Below are 20,056 nucleotides of genomic sequence, written 5' to 3'. Positions count from 1 at the left end.
GCTGAATGAGCTGCCGTTGTCCACCTGCACCTGATAGTAGTCCATCCCCGATCCGCTGTCGCTCGAGTTCGACCAGTCCAGGGACACGGTGTCGTCCGTCGTGATCGTCCCGCTCGAAGGAGATGTAAGTGACGGGATGCTCGGCGGTGTAGTGTCGGGAGCGGGAACCGTTACATTCCACTCATGGTACTCGATATAGTTCCAGTTGTCGTCGAAAATCGTCGCCTTGAATTGCGTCGTTGTTCCGGGCGCACAATAGTAGGTGTATTCGGGATCAACTGCCCAAAACCCCGACCAGTCGTTCTCGGCAGATCCGGTGTAAACGCCATTCACATCCCAAGTAGTGTTCTTGTACTGCGCGATGCCGTTCACCTGGAAGTTGTGCGTGCCGGACGACACGGTGATGTTTTTGATCCTGGATTGACCATAGGACGAATAGTAGGTCGCTCCTGATAGTCTTGCAACGAACGGGCCGACCATGAGGAGCAGGGCAAGAAATGTGACGGATTTCATTGTGTGATCTTGAATGCAAGTTGTTGACCGGTGTCTCAGTCGATCCTGGAGCTGCCTTCCTGGACGGGTCTCCTACTCCTCCCCGGCTTGAGCCTTCACCACCGGCAACGGTGTGGCATTTTGCATCGCTCGCAATTGAGAGATCTGCTCCCCGAATACCTCTTCCTCGCCCACCTGCGCAAGGATCAGCGCGGCCCTGCGCTTCCTCTCCGGCAGGTCCAATTGACCGGCATCCTCGACGAGGCGCGTCAATGCCCGCTGACGCAAAGCAAGCTCGAGCGTTTCATTCTCGAGGATGTTCAGCAGCGCTGGCGTGTAACGCTCCTTGTATTCCTGCCGCCACATTGATCGTGTGGCATCGATGGCATCTCCCACATTAGGACGACCCGGATTCTCCAACAGATCAAAAACGACTGACGCCGAGGCCTCGATCGCATTGTCCACGGAGAGGTTGTCTCCCAATCGCATGCGATTCCTTGCGAGAATCGCGACCGCCTCCGGCTTCCGCAATGCACCTAGAGCATAGGCGGCAGAACCGAATACTGCGGGATCACTGGTCTTCGCCAGCAGATTGGAAACCGGTCCCAAAGCCTGATCCGGGGCGAGAATCGCAAGGGAAATCGCCGCGGAGCGAGCAAGATCGGGGTTATCCACATTCGACTCGTCTCCCAGGATCGAAGTTATGATCGGAATCCCCTGTCCGACTCCGAGATCGCCTAGCGCCTTGATACACATCCTGCGGACCTTGGAGTTCTCCTCACCATCGGCGGCCGCTTCTAGGAGAAATCCGCACTCGCGCAAAATGTCCGCATCGGACAACCCCGACTGCTGGCGCAGCAGCATCGCAATCTCCGACATCGCCCAGATCGCGTTGGTTCTGAGCCGCACGTCTTCATTCTTACTCGTCGAGATGGCGGCCATCGCGCGAAGGAATTCGACCTGCTCTGTAGCAGCGAGAGCCCGTGTCGATTGGAAGACGTTCCGCAATGCGCCAACGCGCTCAGCTGGGATCCTATTCTGCTCTAGGACGAGCGCGAGCTGCTGGCTCGAGGATACCGCCTGCTGCTGCTCTATTTCAAGGCTCTCAGCTGCTCCGACTGGTAACAGTCCCAGCATCAGTGCCGGTAGGACGGACTTGGTTGTGGCCAGACGTGTTTTCATTCTTGGCGGTGCTTTTGAGGGGCGAAATTCGGATTGGCGCAAACTAGCTCAGTTAGCAACCACCCAATGTGCAAAGAAAAGCAAGGACTCTCCGGGCGAAGATAGAATCTGCCTAACAAATAGTAAAAATTGCGAACACCCTGTCAGAGTTGGACCGTGCCACAGCGCGAGGTAGTTGACACGCCGGCCACAAGCGTGAAAGCACTCAAGATTCTGAGCTACGTCGGCAAGCTCGCCGGCTTCGTTGCCGCCCTCAACGCCATTCCGTTCGTCGAACCGGCGGTCGGGGCGGTCATCTTCGCCGCAGCGTCCATCCTGAAGGACACTGTAAACCGAATCGGCGACCTGGCAGACGACGGGAAGGCGAACCAGAGCTTCCGCTCGTAGTCGGGGGACTGCGGGCCTCCACGAAACCCCCGGATGGTTGCCGCCGTCCGGGGATTTCTGCGTGTGGCAGGTCAGGACCGGACGGCCGGCTCCACCTCGTAGTGCTTCCGGATCGCGGCCAGGACCGCCTCGAAGTCGTAGAGGTAGAACCGCGGCCCGACCCTGATGAACGGGATGGTCCGCTTCGCGACCTAGTTGTCGATGGTGCGGGTGCTGATCGTCCATCGCCCCAACGGCATGACCGAGGAGCGCGTGATGAAGGGAAGCGGAACGCCGGGCCTCGCAATGAACACCGCTCCCGCGTCATGGTTCTGAGGCGTCACTCGGCGCTTGTGACGCAACTGCTGGCGCTCGTGACGCGTGGCTGAAGTGCCAGCTACACCAGATCTCTTTGTCCACTGAAGACCTCCCAGATCCGCACCATCGCCAGGGTGTCGAGTTTGCAATACTCAAGGAGCTCGCGTTCGATTTTCTGCTTCCGCTTCGGGGCGGTTTCCGGGGCCATCGCCTCGAGGAAGGCACGCTGGGCGGCGTGGCCGTCCTTCACTCCGTCGAGCACATCATAGGAAAGTTCCGGGCAGAGCGCGGGGAGGACCGCCTTGATGCTCCAGCTGCCGTGCTGGCTGGGGTGGTAGTAGCGGTTCCTCGCGATCGGCAGGAGATCGACGACGCGGTCGACAATTGAGAGCAGGCCTGTGGCCAGATGCGGGAAGCGGTCTGCGAGTCCGCGCATCACTCCGTTCTCGAACCCGGCGTTGTAGACGAAGACTGGGCCAGTGGTTCCGCAGTGGTCGATCAGAGCCTGAGCAAAGGCTTCTCCGGGATCTTCGCCGGAGAGATCGAGGAATTCCCGGTGCTCGACCTCCCCGTCGTGGGAAACGATGTGCAGGCTGAACTGGAAGGGGAGTTGCTGGTAGGGGCGGGTGCCTTTCCAGATGGGGACGCCAAAACCAATAGTCTCGCAGTCGAGGAAGTAGCTGGTGCCGGTGTGTGGGGCGAGATCGGTGGCAGCGCCCTCCGCATCGAACCACGCCTCGCCCGCGACGGACTGCTTCTTGATCATCCGGTTGACGGGCGAAAGCATTTCGTCAGGGACCTCCCGCAAATCGTCGTAGCCCAGGGCTTCAAGTTCGTCGCGCTTCTTGGGTCCGACGCGATGGAGTGAACCCAGAGGGAATTCGATGGAGGGCATGTTCTGATCGCAGTGGTGGCGGAAAGGGCAGTCGAATGGGGCGGAGCAATGCGGCCCGGTTTCGATTTCGGGCTCGACCGTAAGAGCGGCGACTTCTTGAGCCTCGCTGATCCAGTTTGCGACATCGCCTGCCATGGAGCGCGCCTCTTCGGTGAGGTCGACTGCTGTGAGCAAGCCTTGGTAATCCCCGCCACCAGGGTAGACGAACGAGTTGTCGACGTGGGCCAGTGAGGCGCTGGCCAGATCGATGCCCGCAGCGGTGGCGATGTAGGTCTGCACGGCCAAGTCCTCCCGATGGTAGTCCTTCACCCCGGTCGAAGACTTCACCTCGAGCATGTGCCAGCGAAGCCCGCCATCCCCGGCCTCGGGCAACATGACGTCGGCGAGGGCCAGTGCACCTTCGATGCGGATGGCCGCTTCGAAGAGTGGAGCAGGCGTGCCTGACAGCCAGGCGGCGGTTTCCGAGAAGGCCGCGTCCCATCCGATTTCAGCGACATCAATCAGCCTGCCATCATCTGCCGTGTCGTAGATCTGGCGGGCGACGTCACCAACCTGGTTGCCGATCGCAAAGACCATTTCGCTGCCGGAGTCGTCGCGGAGTTCGGGCCGGTGGAGTTCCAGCCAGAGACGCTTGGGGCACTGGCGGAAGGCGATGATCTTGGATTTGGAAAGCTGGCGCATGAGAGGAATGCAGGGAGCTTGGATCCAGGTGTCGGACAATGGCGGGGGCAGGCGATGTCGCGGTTACTCGGTAGTGGTGGTGACTATCGCCAGTAGTTGTCTCGCCCGGCTGACTCCCATGAACCAGGTGTAGGCATCAAAATCGGAAAGCGTTTCTGAAAACGGCTCGCAACCGATCAGGATGACCGCCCGCGCGTCGAGGCCTTTGGCCTTATTGACCGAGGTGTGGCGGATCGCCGTCTCGCCCTCCTCGAGAACGTCGCGGAGGTTGCAGCCGGCAAGCACCCGGGTCTCGCCTAGGGCGCTGCGCTCGACGTCGGACTCCTTGTGGAGGATTAGCACTTCGTCGGGGCGGCACAGGCCCTTCTTCCGCCAATCGGCGACCAAGGACTCGATCACCTTAAGCACATCTTCCGGGCTGCCTGCCTCAAAGACCTCCGGCTCCGGACCTTCGGGGAGATGATCCCCGCGTCCGAGCGCTTCTAGCATCGGGTTGATCGCCGGGTGGCGGTGCTGCTGGAAGAAGCTCCAAATCGGACGGGTGTAGCGAAGAGCAGGCTGGAGTCGCACGTGGGCCGGCTGCGACCACCCTCCGCGCAGATCGGCAGGGTCGAATCGCTCAGAATCGCGGAAGGGTGGTCGTTGTGCCGGGTCGTAGAAAATGCTCGCCTGGGATTCGCCGCCGTCGCGGAGCAGAGCCCGGTAAACGTCCCACCAGCCACCGCTCGCAGATGAATCCCAGGCGGTGTCGTGATCCTGCGCCTCGTCGGCCACCATGGCATCGAAGCTGGGCCAGTCGTTCCGTGAAGCGGGATCTTCGAGCAGGGAGCGCACACGGGCTGGCAGGTCCTCCTCATAGAACTGTCTCAGGGCGCACGCATCTTCCTTAGGCGGGCACATTTCCCCGCCAGCCGAGGCCAGCTGGAGGAAGAGTTCTTCCCAGCCGATGACCGTGATTGAGCCAGTCTCCAGCCTGCGCATGGCGATTAGCCGTCGGAGCTGGATGGTCAGGGCCAGATTGTAGACGAGAAACAGCACCTCTTTCCCGGTCGAGGCATAGCGAAAGGCTTGCTCGACCGCGTGCCACGTCTTGCCGGTCCCAGTGCCGCCGAAGACCAGTAGCTGGCGGTTGTCGCTGAGCTGGTCGAGGAGCTGGAAGCGGTGGGTCAGCTGGCGCTGGAATAGCTCCTCGGTGTGGTCGAGGAAGCCGCGGGCGGCTTCGGGCCGTCCGGAAGCACCGAATCGTTTGAGAATCGCCTCGCGGTCGGGACCCGGGACGGGGAACTTCACCCTCCAGTCGAACAGGCGAAACCAGACGCTCCGGAGCCAGTCGGCGAGGTCATTCTTGAAGACCAGCAGCGACCGCTTGATGCCCTGGACCATGTCATGCTCCAGGGGCGCTTCCTCGCCCGGCACGCACAGTGCCTTGGCCACCCACGTCGGCAGGCCTTCTTCCTGCACGATCCGGACGACCGCCGACCACTCGTCCATCAGCTGGTTGACGGGGTTGTCGGTCTCGCCCTCCCACTTGCCGGTGGCGCTGAACCATCGCGGCAGGGTGTTTTTCACCTCCAGCACCAAAACTCCGCCGGCCGGACCGATCACGAGGAAGTCTCCTTCGCGTTCGAGCCCCTTCTTGTCGGTGTAGTAATAACCCCAGACCACCGTCCACTGGTCGTCGAGGTCACGGAGTTGTTCCGCCACCCGAATTTCCGCCGGGTGACTGTGCTCCTGCGGTCGTTGGATAATCCAGTGAGCCATTTGCCAAGCCAGCTAACCAGATTGGGAGCAGATGTCAGCAGCGGGACGACGAAGATGACCTTTGGGCCGAGAAATGCCGGGCTTTCGGAAGAACCGCGGAGCCCGATGCGTTGTCAGATCACCCCGTCCTTGTCTCACACCCGGGACCAGGATGCTCTCGTCATGTATTCCCTCTCTGAAATTGCCGAGCTTCTCGGCAGGGACCGGGCCGCACTGCTTGGTTGGGTCAAACGCTTCGACCTCCCGGGGTTTCAGGGGCGTGGTTATCCCGAGTGCTATCTATCGTTTCTTCGGAGCATCGCCTACCTGCGGTTGGCACAGGTTACTGAGAAGCAGATCCACGAACTCTGGACCGTGGAGCTGAAGCTGATGGCGCTGCTTCATGCCGATAGTCTGGGTTCGCCGACTTGGATGATCGACGGGCATGACCACCCCGGCCATGAGGAGCGACGCTTGTTCCTCAGTCGCTTCGATCTTGGAGCGGACGTCAGTGCGGCGGCGGTCCAGCCGGGACTGGACTTCTCGGAGTCGGAGGTGGAGTTGTTCGGCGGCCAGGAAATGGGAGAAGATGCCCTGCGCCTGCAGGCGTCGTATCGGGAACTCGTTGGCCCGCTCCGGAGCAAGCTATCGGAGCAGGCTCCGATTCTGACCGCGGCCGGGCGGTGGGCCAAGGGCGCGGAAGCGGACAACAGCTGATCGATGGGCGGAGTTCCGCTCCGCTCATCCTGTGTTTGCTCCAGGTTTCGTGGTGTCCGAGTGCACGATTTCACTACCGGATGACTGCGCAAACCGATCTGACGAAGAGTTGTTTTTCGAGATTTCGTCGCGCTGACCCTGAGGATGTCCGACCCCTTCTGGCATGATGCTTCCATGTCCTCGACCACCTCTCCCATTCACCCCGCGATCAGTGAAATCCTTGGTCAACTCGAACTCGGCCAACCGAGCGTTCACAACGGAATTGGCCTGTGGCCGCTCGTCATCGAAGCGCGCCCCGAGCCGACCTACGTTGCACTCGTCGAAGCCCTCCCTCTCGACGGCTTCAAGATCACGGAAGTCAGCGAAGGCGGCTCGGTGCCGGACCTCCGGGTGATCAATGAAACGCCCCACCACGTGCTGCTCTTTGACGGCGAGGAACTCAAGGGTGCCAAGCAGAATCGCATCCTCAACACCACCATCCTGATCCCGCAGGGGGAATCGCTGGATGTGCCGGTCAGCTGCACGGAGAGTGGTCGCTGGTCATACTTGTCGCCGCAGTTCAGCTCGAGCGGCAGCATGGCCTACGCTCAACTGCGCAAGGCCAAGGCCGCGGCGGTGTCCAGGTCGCTGCACCACAGGGACAGTCATGCCTCGGACCAGGGTGAGGTGTGGGATGAGATTGAGATGCTCCACCTGAAGGCGGACAGCGGCGGCAAGTCCAGCACCCGGGCGATGCAGGACGCCTACAACGAGCGCCGACAGGACCTCGATGAGTTCGTGCGAGGCGTGCCCTGCGGAGGGGGGCAGTGCGGGCTTCTCGCAGTGGTCGGCGACCGGGTCGAGGGACTGGACGTGCTGTCGCGCCCCGAAGCCTACGAACGGCTCCACAATCGTCTGGTCGAAAGTCACGCGATGGATTTTCTGGTGCGCAAGGGCGGGGAAGCCCGCAAGCCGGCCGATCCCGAAGCCCCGGCCCGCTTCTTCGCCGAGGCTGCCAAGGCCGAGGAATCCGTGCACAATTCTCCGGGTCTGGGCAGCGATCACCGACTGCGTTTCCGCTGGGGCCATGGTTCTGCCTTGCGGGTCGAGGAGACGATCGTCCACCTTGCGTTGTTTGGCGGTTCGGGAATTGGCGGAAGCCATCATCCCACCGAGCCGCCGCTCCACCGCTTCCGCCGCCGTTATCAGCCCTGAGCGCCCGGGGCGGCCGCCTACATCTTCGCCAGCGACCTTCCACCCGATTGATCCCAACCCATGAACTCCGCCAAAACCACGCACGCCCGCAAGAGCCTGAAGCGCCAACGCAAGCTCCTCGAGAAGCTGGCCCTGCCCGCTTTCCGTGACGAGGCCACCGAGGGGATGCTCGACGACCTCGAGTTCTTCGACAGCAACGACGGCAGTGCCGTGGTGCTGCGCGGAATGCTGGGCAGTGGGCAGCTCGTGCAGGTGGCGGCCACTGGCCCGATCGATTCCGAGCGTAGCGAGCTTCGCTTCACGCTGCTGGCTGGACTGTTCGTGGACGGTGTGGGAGCCCAGACGCTGGTGGTCGGCAACCTGGTCGAGCCGGGACCCTTTCACATCCAGATCGACCCCTACCTCCCCTACTGCGGGCAGATGTCCATCGGCTGCGATCTGGTTGTCCGTTCCGACGACGAGCCGCTGGTTCGCCGCCGCCTCGGGGAACTGGTGCGGCTGGGTGAAGATCTCGAGTGGTTCTTTCCACTGCGGATGCCCAGCCGGATCCGCTGGATGGAAGCTAGCCAGCTCGAAACCGATTGGACCGACCTGCCGCATGACGAGCTGTATGAGTTTCTCGATGCGGCGCTCAAGGTGCCGCCGGCCGAGCGCACGCCGCGGACGCTCCTTTGTCTGGCGGCGGGAATGAATCGCTGGAAGGACGTGCTCCGGTTACTGCGCGAGCACCCTGAGGAGCTGCCAGCGCAGCAAGTCGCACCGCTAAAGGCGCTGGCGCTGCGGGAACTCGGTCGCTGGCTGCCCGCACTGGAGGCGGCAGAAGAAGCCGGGATCAAGGATGGACGCTACCCGGATACCACACGGCTCAGTCCATCCTACATGCACGCGTTCATCGAGGCGGGGAAGGACATCGAGGCTCTCGAGATTCTGGGCCAGCCGCTGGACGGTGAGCCGGCATTCTATGACTGGTTGCGCGGGTTGGCCTACCACCGCGCCGGCGACTCGAAGAATGCGGCTGATTGTTTCGGACGCTACTTCAAGCGCTGGCCCGGCGACCTCATCGGTAGGACAGTCACCGAGGAGCTCGCCGAAGAATTCGCCGAGGAACTCGGGCTCTGACCCAATCCTCCGAACACGATTGCGATGCAGCCGACAAGAGGGTGTCGCCCACCTTATGGTCCTTTAGGGGCTGGCCATGCCCACCCACGCGTTCCGGTTTCGCAGCGGCCGCTCCCCGTGCTGCTGCCTGTCAGTCGGCCCGAACTGTCGCGGCGGGTGGTGGTCGTGTTGCGATGGGCGGTTTCGCTGCCGGTGAGGCGGCCTGATGCATCGCGGAACTGGGTTCGCCTGCTGCTGCCGGACCTGCTGGTGGAGGCACTTCCCGAAAGCCGCCCGCTCGCATCGCGGTAGCTGGTCCTGGAGCCCGTGCTGGTGGCCGAGCCGGTGATCCTGCCGCTGGCATCGCGGAATTGGGTGCGAGAAGAAGTGCCGCCGCCGTTGGTGTGGGTGGTCGCAGTGCCGATGATCCGCCCCGATGCGTCGCGGATCACGGCCCGTTCACTTCCGCCCGAGCTCTTGTGGCGTTCGATGGTCTGGACGATTCGCCCGGAGGAGTCGCGCACCACCTCGCGGCAGGTCTGCGCGGGTGAATGGATGGTCAGGACCGAGACAAGCAGAGCAGGAAGGAAAATTGCCCTCATGTCTCTTGAGACTGTCGGAGCGGCGTTCTCATTCGATACGGGTGCGACCTGCCGGGCGGTGGGCGAGGGGGCAGGGCACGAAAGGGCGGATTGAAGGAAGAAAACGGCGTGACCACCCCGCCTTTGTCCCACCCCCTGGTGCGATGGTGTTCAGGTGAGTAAACCCCGAGTCCACTCCATGATCAAACGCCCAAAAACGCTGATGTGTCCGCCGGCGGCCCGCAGAGCCCGGCATGAGCCCGCTCGGTTGCGTCTAGGGAACGCGAATCTCTGGGCCGACATGCGGGAAGTGCTGCTGGACCCAGACCCCGACCCGCACGAGCTAGAGGTGATCCGGCGTTGGCTGCGCGAGGAGGTCGAACGGGAGCTTCTGGAGCGCCTCCGCCGGGGCAATGCCTCCGGGCTGATCCGCTGGGCCTGCCGGCTGTCACCGCAACTGATCTGGAAGCTACCCTTCAGCCGCGCCCAGCCGGCCGCGAGGCATCACCGCCGCATCATCGCCATCCTGCTGCCGCACAAGATGCGTTTGGTCGAGCAGCAGCTGGCGGTTTATGCGTTTCACGAGGGGCTTCAATGAGTCGGTAGCGTGGACTTTCGAAAAACAGTGCAAGAGCGCGAGGACGCCTGATCAAACACAGCGAGAAGGGCCAGCATCGACACGATGCTACCTGGAAGATGAATCCGGGACCGGGATCAGGAGACCCTCCGCTGCGTCGATGGGCTACACCTAGTCTTGACGCCCATGGTCGGTGGCGAGCCTGCAATCCCTCAGAAGCAAATGTTACAGTAGTGGTGTGAACCGAAATTAGCCGCTTTCCTTTTGCTCGAAGGCTCGGACTGTGAATCTGATCGGCCTATTCTCCAGAAGTGCCTGGTAGACGTTGCGTTCGTTGGCCTCGAGGGCTGCCATCATTCGCCAATATTCCTCACTAGCGCCCAAGATCCGGCCCACGTGAGGCCCCAAATAGGCGTCCACTGATTGAGCCCCAATCCGGTCCGATATGATCTTGTTGTATGCATCCCCTGAAATCCTTTCACGGACAAATAGCCCACCCTCGACATACTTCACCCCGACGTTCTCAGTGTACGGAGCGGACAAGTAGCCATGAACCCATTGGTTCCGAAGGTTCACAAAGGCAATCTGATCCTCCTTTGACAACTCACAAAGAAGCGTCCGTGAATAGTCGCTCAGCTTCACAAGCTCTTCGGTGTTGGCTGCCAGCACACAAAAACCTCTATCCTCAGCTTCCTTTTTCACCCTTGGAATCGTGCGTTGGCTTGCCTCAACCCCATCAATCAGAGACCCAATCCAAATGGTGCACAACCGGTTCCTAAGCTCGGGCTCTTCATCAAACTCCTTTCGGTAAAGATAGAACGACCAAGCTTTCGCCGAAGTGATATTACGAACTACAATTTCGTAGGCCCTATTGACTAGCCGTTTGAACTCTGAGACTGGCACACTACTACCGAGAAAGCTCCGGGTCGGCCCGTCAAGTGGAACCTTTTCGACGTCCGACCCCTATTCCGCTTGACCGCCCGCCCCTCCGCTTTCGAGAGGGGGAGGAACTCTTCTCCTTCGGGGTGATTTCCGCCGTCCCGGTAGCGCGGGCCGCACACATCCCGCAAGGTCTGGATCCGGTGGTTCTGGTCGATACGGCCCCGTTGTAGTTGAGCACCACCGCCAGCGGCTCGGACTTGCTCGACACCGCACATGACGGCGGGAGCGTGCAGATCACCCAATCCTCCGTCTCGCGCTGGTCCTTGATCGGCACCGCCACGACATCCTTGGCCGGATGCTCAAACGGTAATGATGGGGTAGTCGAGGGTTCGAATCCCTCCTCACCCCGCCTGAATCTTCGCGGCCTCGGCGCGGACCTGATCGCGGAGTTTCTTCGGCTCCTTGACCTTGGCCTGACTGCCCCAGCTGAGCGTCCAGCGGACGAGTTCCTCGAGACGACCCACCTCGAAGCGCACCTCGACCCGGCTGGCGGTGGCATTGAGTGCCGTGACCTGCTGGCTCGGGTGCCAGCGACGTTCCTGGACGAGGCGGGCCGCGTAGCCGCTCAGCTCGATGCGGACCTCCTGCTTGTAGTCGGGGTTCTCGGGATCGGTCCAGATGCCAAAGGAGGTGCCGAGGTAGGCCGGGCCGTCGAAGTTGTCGGGGACCTCGAAGGTCTCCTTGCGCGCCTTGGCCGCCCGAATCCGGGGGAAGGCGAAGGTGCGGAGGGCGTCGCGTTCTAGGTCGTAGCCGATCAGATACCAGCACTGGTCGACCTCGCCGAGGTGGTAGGGACGGATCCGGCGCTTCTCGCTGCGATCGGAGCCGAGCTTGCGGTAGCCGAACTCGACCTCCCGGCGTTCCAGGACCGCCTCGGCCAGCTTGCCGAAGAGCTTGAGATCGGTCTTGGTGACGCCCTGCGGCTTGCGTGAGAGTGCTTTGTCCAGATCCGCCCAGGCGAACTTAACCTTGCCTTCCATCGAGCGGGTGAGCTTGGCGAAGACGTTGCGCATCGTCTGCTCAAGCTGAGTGCCGCGGACCGACTCGAGTGCCTGCCGGGCGAGAAACAGCCCGGCCAACTCCTCGGCGCCGACCTCGAAGACCGGGAAGTTGCTGACGTCCTCGGTGTAGCGGTAGCCGTGAGCCTGATCGTCATACTCGAGGGGGAGCTGCAGTCGGTCGCGCATGAAGTTGATGTCGCGTTGGACGGTCTTGGGGGTGACTTCCAGCTCATCGGCGAGGATCGAGCAGTTTGGTAGCCGGCCTTCCTCGATGGCCTTGTGGATGTGGTAGATGCGCTCCATCGGAGCACGAGTTTTGCCCACCCGGTCCTGTTCGGAAGTCTTTGCCATGCCAGAGGCTGTCAGGTCTTCGGGAGGAATACAAGCAGGCTCACCCTCCGGTTGTCCCACCCCTTAGGGTTAATTGGGTCCATGAACTCACTCCGCCATCCCGGTCGCCGCGCCTTCCTTGGTTTCCTTGGAGCCCTGATGGGTGCTCCCGGTGCCGTTCGCGCATCCATCCCCACCTTTGCCGACGATCGCGAACGCTGGCTCCGCGAATGGGCTGACCGGCCCAGAATTCCGGTGCGGGAGGCGGAGGATCCGCTGACCGACGTCCTCCTCAAGCACTCGGTTGAGGAACGGCCGCTGTCGCTCTTCTATTTTGGTGGCTCGCATCCTGGTCGGCTGCGTCAGTTCTCGCCGGATCTCGTGTTCCGGCATGAGCGCGGGCACCACACCTACGTCAGCGGCTTCTGCCATCTGGAGGAAGCACCCCGCATCCTCCGCCTCGATCGGATTGGGTTGGCTTGAGGAGCAGGCGGGTTCCATCGGACCTTGGCAGGATGTCCGAACCGGCTGGCGGGGTCATTCGATCTCGCGCGGCCCATGCGCGCAGGCTCGTTCTCATAGTAGTGAAGGCGCAAATTTCGCCGCCGAAACCAAATCAACACATGATGAAAACCAGCACACTTGCCACCCGCCTCGAACAGGACGTCCGTGAACTCTGCCTGCCGGAGGGACGAATCGTGGGAACCCCCGGTCACGCTGTCGCCGAAGCATGGGTCGCCCGCCGACTGGGTGAAATCGACTGCCAGCCATACTGCGGCGATTCCTTCGCGCTGCCCTACCACCGGGACGGGAAGGACTTCACCAACTTCGCAGGGGTGATTCCCGGAGAAGACCGCTCTCTGCCACCCGTTTTGATCGGTGCCCACTACGACAGCTTCATTCCCCATCCATGCGCCGACGACAACGGTGCGGCGGTGGCCATCACCCTGGCGGTGGGTGAAGCGGTGGCCGGGAGTGGGGGGCTTGAGCGGGATCTCATCGTCGCAATCTTCGATGCCGAGGAGCCGCCTCACTTCCAGATGGCGACGATGGGCAGCAACCGCTTCTACGAGGACCAGCTCGACGGTCGCGGTGTGCACTTTGCGCTCATCTCCGACCTTGTGGGCCATGACGTCAGCTTGCCCGCTAGCGCTCTGGGAGGGTTGGCCGCGAAGGCTGCGGCACCAATCGCGCCGCTAACCTTCGCCACGGGAGTCGAGAGCCACCCCGAGCTACCGGGAATCATGGGGGGTCTCCAAGTGCCGGATGGCATGAAGCTGGTCGCCACCCTCAACGACTACGTTGGTGACATGAGCGACCACGGGGCATTCCGCCGCAACGGGGTGCCCTACCTGTTTCTGTCTTGCGGGCATTGGGAACACTACCATCGGCCGACCGACACACCCGATCGCTTGAATTACCAAAAGATGGCCGCGATTGCCCGCTATGCAGAATCCGTCTGCCGTGCTGCTGCCGCCGCCACGCTTCCGGAGTTTCCTGCCCAGGAGGACACACTCGACTTCGAGAGGGCGACTTGGAAGAAGGCGCTTGGGGTGCTGCGCAAGCCCCTGGCCAAGGCTCTAGGCGTCTCAGGTTTTGACAGCCGCGAAGACATCGACCGAGCGGCGAGCATGCTGCAGCGCTTGGGGCTCTGAGACTGGTCCGCCTATGACAACCCAAACCCTGCTGTGAGCTTGTCCTTGCCGTAGTGACCTGCTACTATTCCACCAGCATCAGGAGTGACTCCGAAAGGGGTTCGGCAACCTGGCTGGGAGAAATCGCCAAGGTGCCTAGATGCGGGCTACACAAAGAAAGTCCGCACGATGTGCGGAGCGGGAAGATCCATCCCCGCCCGAACAATCTCCCCCGTCGTGAGAACGATGCGCCCGATCTGATGCCTTCAGGTTGGGCGTGTTTGCTTTCGGGGCGGACCTCCTGATGCGGATCGAACCCACGACCCGCATCCATGAACACGAACATCCAAATCAGCACCCGGCAGAGAACCGCCGGGATCAACCACCACCTGTGGAACAACCACGGAACCTGGTGGTTTCACGGCACCGTCCATCTTCCGAATGGCACCGCCGAGAGGGTCCGCACCAACCTGCGGACGAAGTGCGTTCAGGAAGCCCGTCGCAAACGGGACGGATTGATCGCCCGGTTGACCAAGTCGTCTGTCGCAGCCTGATCCATCAAGCGCCATGGAACCCGTAACCTACAACGCTCGCACCAGCGCCAGGCTGCAATCCATCAGGAAGTGGTCGGAAGAGAACCGAATCGTCCCGAAGGTCTTCGAGACCTTCGATGGCGGAGGCTTGAATGGCTACATCGTCGAGTTTGACAACTTTGGCGACCTGCAACGATTCCGTCAGCACTTCCGAATCAGGGGTCGCATCTGGGTCGAGGATGCAGAAGGCAAGCACCACCCGCTGGAGAACTTCCTGGAAGACCCGCTTAACGGGAATCCGCGGTTCTAGGACAGTAAATGTCCCACCCAAGCCGAGAAGATATCGACATGAGATCGAATGACCGCACCAGGCCAGTGAACTCCCGCGGCAAGCCCCTGTTCTTGTTCAAGCCCTCGCTTCCAGGAGCATTGGATCGCCCGAAGATCGAGGGAATGACGCTCGAAACTGAGCGAGGCTTGTTCATCAAGAATCCCCCGTGGGGGATCGTCCAAAGCGCCCTCGGCCTCCTCGACCCGGGTGTGGGCAATAGCTTTGCGGTGCTTTCGACCGGACAGAGCACCTACGTCCAGACGCTTCGCGGCACGAACGGATTCCATCTTGAGTGGCGAGTCACCGGAGACGATCCCGGGACTTACATTCACTACCGTGCCTGTGACCCGGAAGGATCCGCAGGTCGTAAGGTTCTCAAGAAGTTCGACGCGATCAACGCGGGGGAGTATCGCGACCTGCTGACCCTCGAAATGGTGATTTCGGCATTTCGCTCGTTCTTCGACCGCATGGCTCCACCCGCGGCCCTGCGCTGGCGGGTCCTCGACCTCTAAGGGCCTGCGCCAACCGGGGGCCACCGCCTCCGCAGACCACTTTCCAACCCCTCGGCTCCGGGTCCCTGACCCTGGGTCGGCTTACTAGACAACCCCACACCAACACTACCCCATGAACACCAACCTGACTGAAATTGCCTACGTCCTCGACCGCTCCGGCTCGATGGGAGGGATCATCGAAGCTGCCATCACCGGCTTCAACGAGTTCCTTCAGCAGCAGCTCGACCAGCCGGGTGATGCCAACCTGTCGCTGATGCTCTTCGACGACGACTTCCTCGCCCCGCACATCCGGACCCCGCTCCAGGACGTGGATGAGCTGGACGCCACGACCTACGTCCCTCGAGGGTGCACCGCGTTGCTCGACGCCATCGGCATCACAATCGACGAGCTGGGCAAACGCATCGCCGCCGAGCCCGAGGACCAGCGACCGGCCAAGGTGATCGTGGCCATCTACACCGATGGTTACGAGAACTCGTCCACCCGCTACACCCTGAAGAAGATCAACCAGATGATCACCCACCAGCGTGAGAAGTATGGTTGGGAGTTCATGTTCCTGGCCGCCAACCAGGACGCCATCGCCACGGCGGCTCAGATGGGCATCGGACGTGACATGTCGTCGGTTTCGGCGTGCATTGCAGGCGCACACCACGCCTTCTCCCGCAAGATGAGCTTGCTGCGCAAAAAGGCCCTCACCGGCGAGGAGGACGAGGACTTTCACAAGCCGATGGGGGACGTCGTCCGGGAGGAAGAGGAAGAGCGGGAGTGAGTCGGTCTCCACTCAGGCACCCCCCTCGCGGTTCTGCGACGTTGCCTCTCTCTTGAAGCGACGTCGTTGGCCCGCGATGTTCGTGTTGATGGGCGTGGTCACCTCGTTCCAGGAGCAGATCGAGTGGCACCTGCTGATCTCCTCGCTGGTCGTCGGCCTCGCGGTCGGCGTGATGTCGCTGGTCGGGCTGTGGCGGAAGTTGCGTGGGTGAGGGTGATTTGCATTCGAGTCAAGCCTTCGCCACAGGTCTTAGATCAGGTGCGAACTGGCGGTTTAGTCTCGAGCCGGGACCTTGTAGGAAGCTCTCCTCCGAGGACGGAGCGAATCGGATCAAATCTGCCCGGCACTGGTTCCGGGCAGTAGTATTCCTTCTCATCGCGGTGTGTGAGGCTCAGTCCTTGTCCGGTTTAAGGATCAACTCTACTTGTATGCCATTCTTTGATGCACTATTCATCAATTGGGTAACTTCTTCAACCACCTCAGGTAAAATTTCCGGTGGAATCTGAATCTTCACTCCGTTCTGTGCTCGAATTTCTGGATTAACTCTAGTATCGCGGACTTTGCGTTGGCCTGCCAGCCACTCACAACTCTTCCTTCCCAGTTCATTTAGCACGCCGGTGGCGAATACCCCGCTGCCAACAACTACCAAGCCAATGACCAATTCCCATTCGTGGGTTCGTTCTACTTGAATCTGTATCTGGCCCTTTTCGCCCCCTCCTACATAGCCCGAAAGATAACGCGGCTCGTCCGTTAGCCCTTCCAGAAACGTGCCAATATGCAGATCGTTGACATTATGGCCGTAGGGCGGCTCAGTCAGGTAGATGGCCAAACTGAGTTTACGGTTGACTGGGTCTTTGGCTTCGTCGGTAGAGGCTAAAAAACTCATAACTTGTGGTCTTGGGGCGATGGTGAAAGGGAATCTCTATTTGGTCAAGGTTCCCCATCGGGCAGTCAGTCCGGCGTCGGTCGTCGCCGGACTTGTCTCGAGAATATCAGCCTTCGCCCGGACCCCCCAGAGCCCCAGGATGGTTCTCTGACCAGAAGAAGGCATCCTCAAGAATCTGTATTACCCATGAGTAAAGCTCAGGTTCTTTGCTGTCTCGGGATCCCGCGACGTTCAGCACGCGAATTCCATGCTCATCCACGAATCCCTGAAGTTGCTCGGCGGAGTTGTAGGGGCCTCCCGAGCGGGACAAGTGAATCAATGGTTTGCCGTGTTTCCGAGCGAATTCGGCGGTTCTCAGGGAGCCCCCGGTGAGCTTCGCTGCCAGGGTGAAGATCACCGTGCCGTCGGTGTGCCGGGCGTTCCATTCGGTCCTCTGCAGGTAGCTTGCAGAGGGCGTTTCCTGAAGTCGGTAGCGGTCAGGAATCGGCCCGGCCTCCGACTTGCGGCCCTTGGGACACCAACCACCATGAGGGAACTTGTGGCGCAACGCGACGTCGAGCGCCGCGATGTCCGCCCCCGTCTGACCGCCTGATACCAGTTTCTCAATAACCGGGATGAAGTTTCTCCTCAGTATCCCGCTGGCCAATTGGAATGTAAACGCTTACGCTTTGCCGAATTCCTCCTTCATCCTCTAGCTTAGGGGAAAGACCAACAAAGAACGAGCCGGGGAGAGATCAAGGCCGCACAATCCGATTTCCAAGCCGGAGCAACGCAGTCATCAGCATTCTCAAACTCGTCAACCTAGATGAAGCCAAGCAACCCATCAAATTCTAGTAGGCATCACCGCGGCATCAGAATTGAGGAGATCGAGTCCTTGAGCTCCGAACTCGCAAGATCAATCGTCGATGAAGGTGGATCAAGTGCTTGTCTTCAACGATTGAAGTCGCTCTCGTCAAAAGCGGCCGCCGTCCTCTCAGACTTCCAAGGTGTTTTGATGCTCCCGGCGCTCGCTTCGATCGCAGAAGAAACAGCGCGAGAACTTTCGTCCCACAAAGGAGGGATCTCACTAGGAGGTCTAACGTATTTGACTGCAGAGGTTGCATCTGCGCTCGCGCTCTGCGAAGGTCCATTGTGGTTTCCTAGTGTCAAGGAGTTAAGCTCCGAGGCCGTCGAGGCATTGCGCCCAAGGAAGGGGTGGACTTCATTTCAAGGATTAACATCACTAGATCCAGAAATGGCTAAGCTATTTTCCGAATCATCTGGAAGTTGGCGTTTTCCAGGAATTCTCGAGATCACAGATCAGACAGCACAACACCTTTCAGAACATACAGGAGCGTTGTCCCTGGATGGTTTGCCCCAATTGACAGACGCCACCGCTGAATTCCTAGGGCAACATCAAGGACCAGTCCATCTGGATGGCATCACCAGACTCTCGATGGCTGCTGCCGAAGGTCTCGCGCAGAATAAAGATCAATTGTTTCTAAGTTCTATAAAGCATATAGACGATGCTACTTTATACCTAATTAACAACATCGAAGGCAAAGTGTACCTTCTCGGATTAGAGAGTGTACATTACAAGCACCTAGATTCGCTATCTACCAAAAAAGTTGGCCTGAAACATGAACTAGATGAAATTGTAAAGTTTGCGGTCGGCGCGCGAAATGGCAATGATGAAGACGCGTACCTCATGGGTTGTCTTCTTGTAGGAAGGGAACATATCGAATACAATCCAAGTCAAGCATTCGTCTACTTCCATCGTGCCGCTGAGTGCGGCAATCCCGAGGCCCAAGTTTGGATGGGCACATTGAATGAATTTGGAGAAGGCGTTCCCCAAGACCCTTCCGCGGCATTTCAGTGGTATCTAAGGGCGGCGAAAGCTCGGCATCCTGAAGCTCAGCTTGAAATTGGAAGGTGCTATGAACTAGGTATTGGAACCTCTCCGGACCATCGTAAGGCTCTTGCGATGTATCTTCGATCTGCTAAACAAAAGAACGCCGAGGCGCAATGTGCCGTTGGCCGATTCTACGCTGAAGGAAAGGAGGTCAGCGTCGATTTGGATCAAGCTAGCAAATGGTACCGAAAAGCAGCCGAGCAGGGCCATTCTAGGGGCCAATATGAACTCGCCGAGTGCATGTTCGCGAGCCCTAATGTGCGTGAGGAAGATCTAAAGTCGGCCTATAATTGGCTTCACCAAGCCGCCGAAAATGGATTCGTTGAGGCCAAGTTCAGAATAGGTGTTCGCCACGAGGAGGGCCTCGGTCTATCCCAAGATCCATCTTGTGCAATAACCTGGTACACTGAAGCAGCAAAGATGGGCTGCGCGAAAGCCTTGCACCGACTTGGCAGGTGTTACATGGAGGGGCTTGGGGTAATTCAAGATCCCTCGGAGGCTGTGAATTACTTCCGTGAGGCCGCCGATAGTGGTAGCGGAGAAGCCAAGCATGCGCTTGGTGAGTGTTATGCCAAAGGGGTGGGAGTGAAGCAAGATATCCTGGAAGCGGAGAGATGGTTTATTGCGAGCGGTGAGTCTCTTTGGGTTCAGGCGGCCGACGATAATGTCTACTCACAGTGTAAAATCGCGGGAGAGTTCGAAGCTGGCACTGACTTGTTGCCTCGTGATCTGACCCGTGCGGCTTGGTGGTATCTGAAAGCTGCAGAACTCGGGCACCCCGAAGCACAAGCGAAGATTGGGAACTGGTTCGAAGTTGGCATCGGAGTAGAGAAAGACCTAGAAATAGCTGTTCATTGGTATAAGAGGGCGGCAAAGCAGCATCGAGTTGACGCACAAACCGCCCTAGCAAGATGTCTCCACAACGGATTAGGCACCGCGAAGAGCAACATTAAGTCAACCTATTGGTATAGAAAGGCGGCCAGCCAGGGAGATCTGTGGGCCCAAATTGTGCTTGCGTCGAGATTGCTTCAAGGAGTGGGCACAAGTGTCAATATCAATGCTGCTGTGGAGTTGATGGAGGACGCCGCACATAAGGGCAATACAACTGCCCAATTGTGTATGTCTGAATACTATGGCGTTATTCCCGCTCCGCTAGATTGGAGCGAACTAAAGTTCTGGAGGATAAACCCGCTTGATGAGAACCCTGAAAAGTCAATTAGGTGGTTGATACGTGCTAGAGAGGGGGGTGACATGGAAGCCGCCTTCCGTCTTGGTTGGCACTATTTAATTGGGCATTGTATACTTCTCGGCATCATTATTTCGGATTTCTTGAGTGTGGCAGATATAGTCATCATTGCGGCTGCGTATTAACTCCCGATGATAGAATTG

The 20,056-nt window shown here is 59.9% G+C and carries 22 protein-coding genes and 1 riboswitch; of the genes, 13 read left to right on the top strand and 9 right to left on the bottom strand.

Features of this window, described 5'->3' with window-relative positions:
- Together ACG2LG_RS21750 and ACG2LG_RS21745 are read right to left on the bottom strand one after the other, a co-directional pair.
- A partial coding sequence (locus ACG2LG_RS21750) for a hypothetical protein (RefSeq protein WP_396262617.1) occupies window positions 1–513 on the bottom strand: 513 nt, incomplete at its 3' end.
- 72 nt (window positions 514–585) lie between these two features.
- Window positions 586–1,674, bottom strand: a complete 1,089-nt coding sequence (locus ACG2LG_RS21745; RefSeq protein WP_396262615.1) for a HEAT repeat domain-containing protein — start codon at window positions 1,672–1,674, stop codon at window positions 586–588.
- A gap of 195 nt (window positions 1,675–1,869) precedes the next feature.
- Here ACG2LG_RS21745 and ACG2LG_RS21740 point away from each other — a divergent pair, with 195 nt between their 5' ends.
- Window positions 1,870–2,061 (top strand): hypothetical protein, encoded by a 192-nt coding sequence (locus tag ACG2LG_RS21740; protein WP_396262613.1) that lies wholly within the window; start codon window positions 1,870–1,872, stop codon window positions 2,059–2,061.
- A gap of 376 nt (window positions 2,062–2,437) precedes the next feature.
- Here ACG2LG_RS21740 and ACG2LG_RS21735 read toward each other — a convergent pair whose 3' ends face one another.
- Window positions 2,438–3,934 carry a DUF2779 domain-containing protein gene (locus ACG2LG_RS21735; RefSeq protein WP_396262611.1) on the bottom strand — a complete coding sequence of 499 codons (1,497 nt, stop codon included), beginning with the start codon at window positions 3,932–3,934 and terminating at the stop codon, window positions 2,438–2,440.
- A gap of 63 nt (window positions 3,935–3,997) precedes the next feature.
- The gene (locus ACG2LG_RS21730; protein ID WP_396262609.1) at window positions 3,998–5,695 is read right to left on the bottom strand and encodes an NERD domain-containing protein; all 1,698 of its coding nucleotides are present in this window, start codon (window positions 5,693–5,695) and stop codon (window positions 3,998–4,000) included.
- A gap of 162 nt (window positions 5,696–5,857) precedes the next feature.
- Between ACG2LG_RS21730 and ACG2LG_RS21725 the strand changes: the two genes are divergently transcribed.
- The 3 genes from ACG2LG_RS21725 (at window position 5,858) to ACG2LG_RS21715 (ending at window position 8,704) form a co-directional block, all read left to right on the top strand.
- Complete coding sequence (locus tag ACG2LG_RS21725; RefSeq protein WP_396262607.1) at window positions 5,858–6,391, top strand: hypothetical protein; 534 nt, start codon at window positions 5,858–5,860, stop codon at window positions 6,389–6,391.
- Between the two features lie 174 nt (window positions 6,392–6,565).
- Window positions 6,566–7,585: an ARPP-1 family domain-containing protein gene (locus ACG2LG_RS21720; RefSeq protein ID WP_396262605.1), complete on the top strand. Its 1,020-nt coding sequence runs from the start codon at window positions 6,566–6,568 to the stop codon at window positions 7,583–7,585.
- Between the two features lie 60 nt (window positions 7,586–7,645).
- Entirely contained in the window at window positions 7,646–8,704 is a 1,059-nt protein-coding gene (locus ACG2LG_RS21715) for a tetratricopeptide repeat protein (RefSeq protein ID WP_396262604.1), read from the top strand.
- A 53-nt stretch (window positions 8,705–8,757) separates the two neighbouring features.
- Here the strand turns inward: ACG2LG_RS21715 and ACG2LG_RS21710 are convergent, their stop codons facing one another.
- Window positions 8,758–9,285 (bottom strand): hypothetical protein, encoded by a 528-nt coding sequence (locus ACG2LG_RS21710; protein ID WP_396262602.1) that lies wholly within the window; start codon window positions 9,283–9,285, stop codon window positions 8,758–8,760.
- 280 nt (window positions 9,286–9,565) lie between these two features.
- Here ACG2LG_RS21710 and ACG2LG_RS21705 point away from each other — a divergent pair, with 280 nt between their 5' ends.
- On the top strand, window positions 9,566–9,862 hold the full coding sequence (locus ACG2LG_RS21705; RefSeq protein WP_396262601.1) for a hypothetical protein: 297 nt from the start codon (window positions 9,566–9,568) through the stop codon (window positions 9,860–9,862).
- Between the two features lie 228 nt (window positions 9,863–10,090).
- On the opposite strand, the gene ACG2LG_RS21700 is transcribed toward ACG2LG_RS21705, so the two are convergent.
- The gene (locus ACG2LG_RS21700) at window positions 10,091–10,543 is read right to left on the bottom strand and encodes a hypothetical protein (protein ID WP_396262599.1); all 453 of its coding nucleotides are present in this window, start codon (window positions 10,541–10,543) and stop codon (window positions 10,091–10,093) included.
- Between the two features lie 581 nt (window positions 10,544–11,124).
- Window positions 11,125–12,135, bottom strand: a complete 1,011-nt coding sequence (locus ACG2LG_RS21695) for a helix-turn-helix transcriptional regulator (RefSeq protein WP_396262597.1) — start codon at window positions 12,133–12,135, stop codon at window positions 11,125–11,127.
- 81 nt (window positions 12,136–12,216) lie between these two features.
- Between ACG2LG_RS21695 and ACG2LG_RS21690 the strand changes: the two genes are divergently transcribed.
- The 7 genes from ACG2LG_RS21690 to ACG2LG_RS21660 all read left to right on the top strand — a co-directional run bounded on the left by ACG2LG_RS21690 (window position 12,217) and on the right by ACG2LG_RS21660 (window position 16,101).
- Entirely contained in the window at window positions 12,217–12,597 is a 381-nt protein-coding gene (locus ACG2LG_RS21690) for a WYL domain-containing protein (RefSeq protein ID WP_396262595.1), read from the top strand.
- 143 nt (window positions 12,598–12,740) lie between these two features.
- Complete coding sequence (locus ACG2LG_RS21685; RefSeq protein ID WP_396262593.1) at window positions 12,741–13,769, top strand: M28 family metallopeptidase; 1,029 nt, start codon at window positions 12,741–12,743, stop codon at window positions 13,767–13,769.
- A gap of 70 nt (window positions 13,770–13,839) precedes the next feature.
- Window positions 13,840–13,937, top strand: a riboswitch (SAM-I-IV-variant riboswitch).
- Window positions 13,938–14,080: 143 nt separating this feature from the next.
- Window positions 14,081–14,302 carry a hypothetical protein gene (locus tag ACG2LG_RS21680; protein WP_396262591.1) on the top strand — a complete coding sequence of 74 codons (222 nt, stop codon included), beginning with the start codon at window positions 14,081–14,083 and terminating at the stop codon, window positions 14,300–14,302.
- Window positions 14,303–14,315: 13 nt separating this feature from the next.
- Complete coding sequence (locus tag ACG2LG_RS21675) at window positions 14,316–14,591, top strand: hypothetical protein (RefSeq protein ID WP_396262589.1); 276 nt, start codon at window positions 14,316–14,318, stop codon at window positions 14,589–14,591.
- 143 nt (window positions 14,592–14,734) lie between these two features.
- Window positions 14,735–15,124 carry a hypothetical protein gene (locus tag ACG2LG_RS21670; protein WP_396262587.1) on the top strand — a complete coding sequence of 130 codons (390 nt, stop codon included), beginning with the start codon at window positions 14,735–14,737 and terminating at the stop codon, window positions 15,122–15,124.
- Between the two features lie 112 nt (window positions 15,125–15,236).
- On the top strand, window positions 15,237–15,890 hold the full coding sequence (locus ACG2LG_RS21665) for a hypothetical protein (protein ID WP_396262585.1): 654 nt from the start codon (window positions 15,237–15,239) through the stop codon (window positions 15,888–15,890).
- Window positions 15,891–15,942: 52 nt separating this feature from the next.
- Complete coding sequence (locus tag ACG2LG_RS21660; protein ID WP_396262584.1) at window positions 15,943–16,101, top strand: hypothetical protein; 159 nt, start codon at window positions 15,943–15,945, stop codon at window positions 16,099–16,101.
- 180 nt (window positions 16,102–16,281) lie between these two features.
- On the opposite strand, the gene ACG2LG_RS21655 is transcribed toward ACG2LG_RS21660, so the two are convergent.
- On the bottom strand, window positions 16,282–16,776 hold the full coding sequence (locus ACG2LG_RS21655; protein WP_396262582.1) for a hypothetical protein: 495 nt from the start codon (window positions 16,774–16,776) through the stop codon (window positions 16,282–16,284).
- 106 nt (window positions 16,777–16,882) lie between these two features.
- Complete coding sequence (locus ACG2LG_RS21650) at window positions 16,883–17,422, bottom strand: putative molybdenum carrier protein (RefSeq protein WP_396262581.1); 540 nt, start codon at window positions 17,420–17,422, stop codon at window positions 16,883–16,885.
- 228 nt (window positions 17,423–17,650) lie between these two features.
- Between ACG2LG_RS21650 and ACG2LG_RS21645 the strand changes: the two genes are divergently transcribed.
- Window positions 17,651–20,038, top strand: coding sequence for a tetratricopeptide repeat protein (locus ACG2LG_RS21645; RefSeq protein WP_396262579.1), 2,388 nt, complete (start codon window positions 17,651–17,653; stop codon window positions 20,036–20,038).
- Window positions 20,039–20,056: the final 18 nt, after the last annotated feature.

This window comes from Haloferula sp. A504, assembly GCF_044385805.1.
In the GTDB taxonomy this organism is placed as follows: Bacteria; Verrucomicrobiota; Verrucomicrobiia; order Verrucomicrobiales; family Akkermansiaceae; genus Haloferula.
The sequence above is the reverse complement of the archived record's forward strand: the minus strand, read 5'-3'. Positions and strand labels throughout refer to the sequence as shown.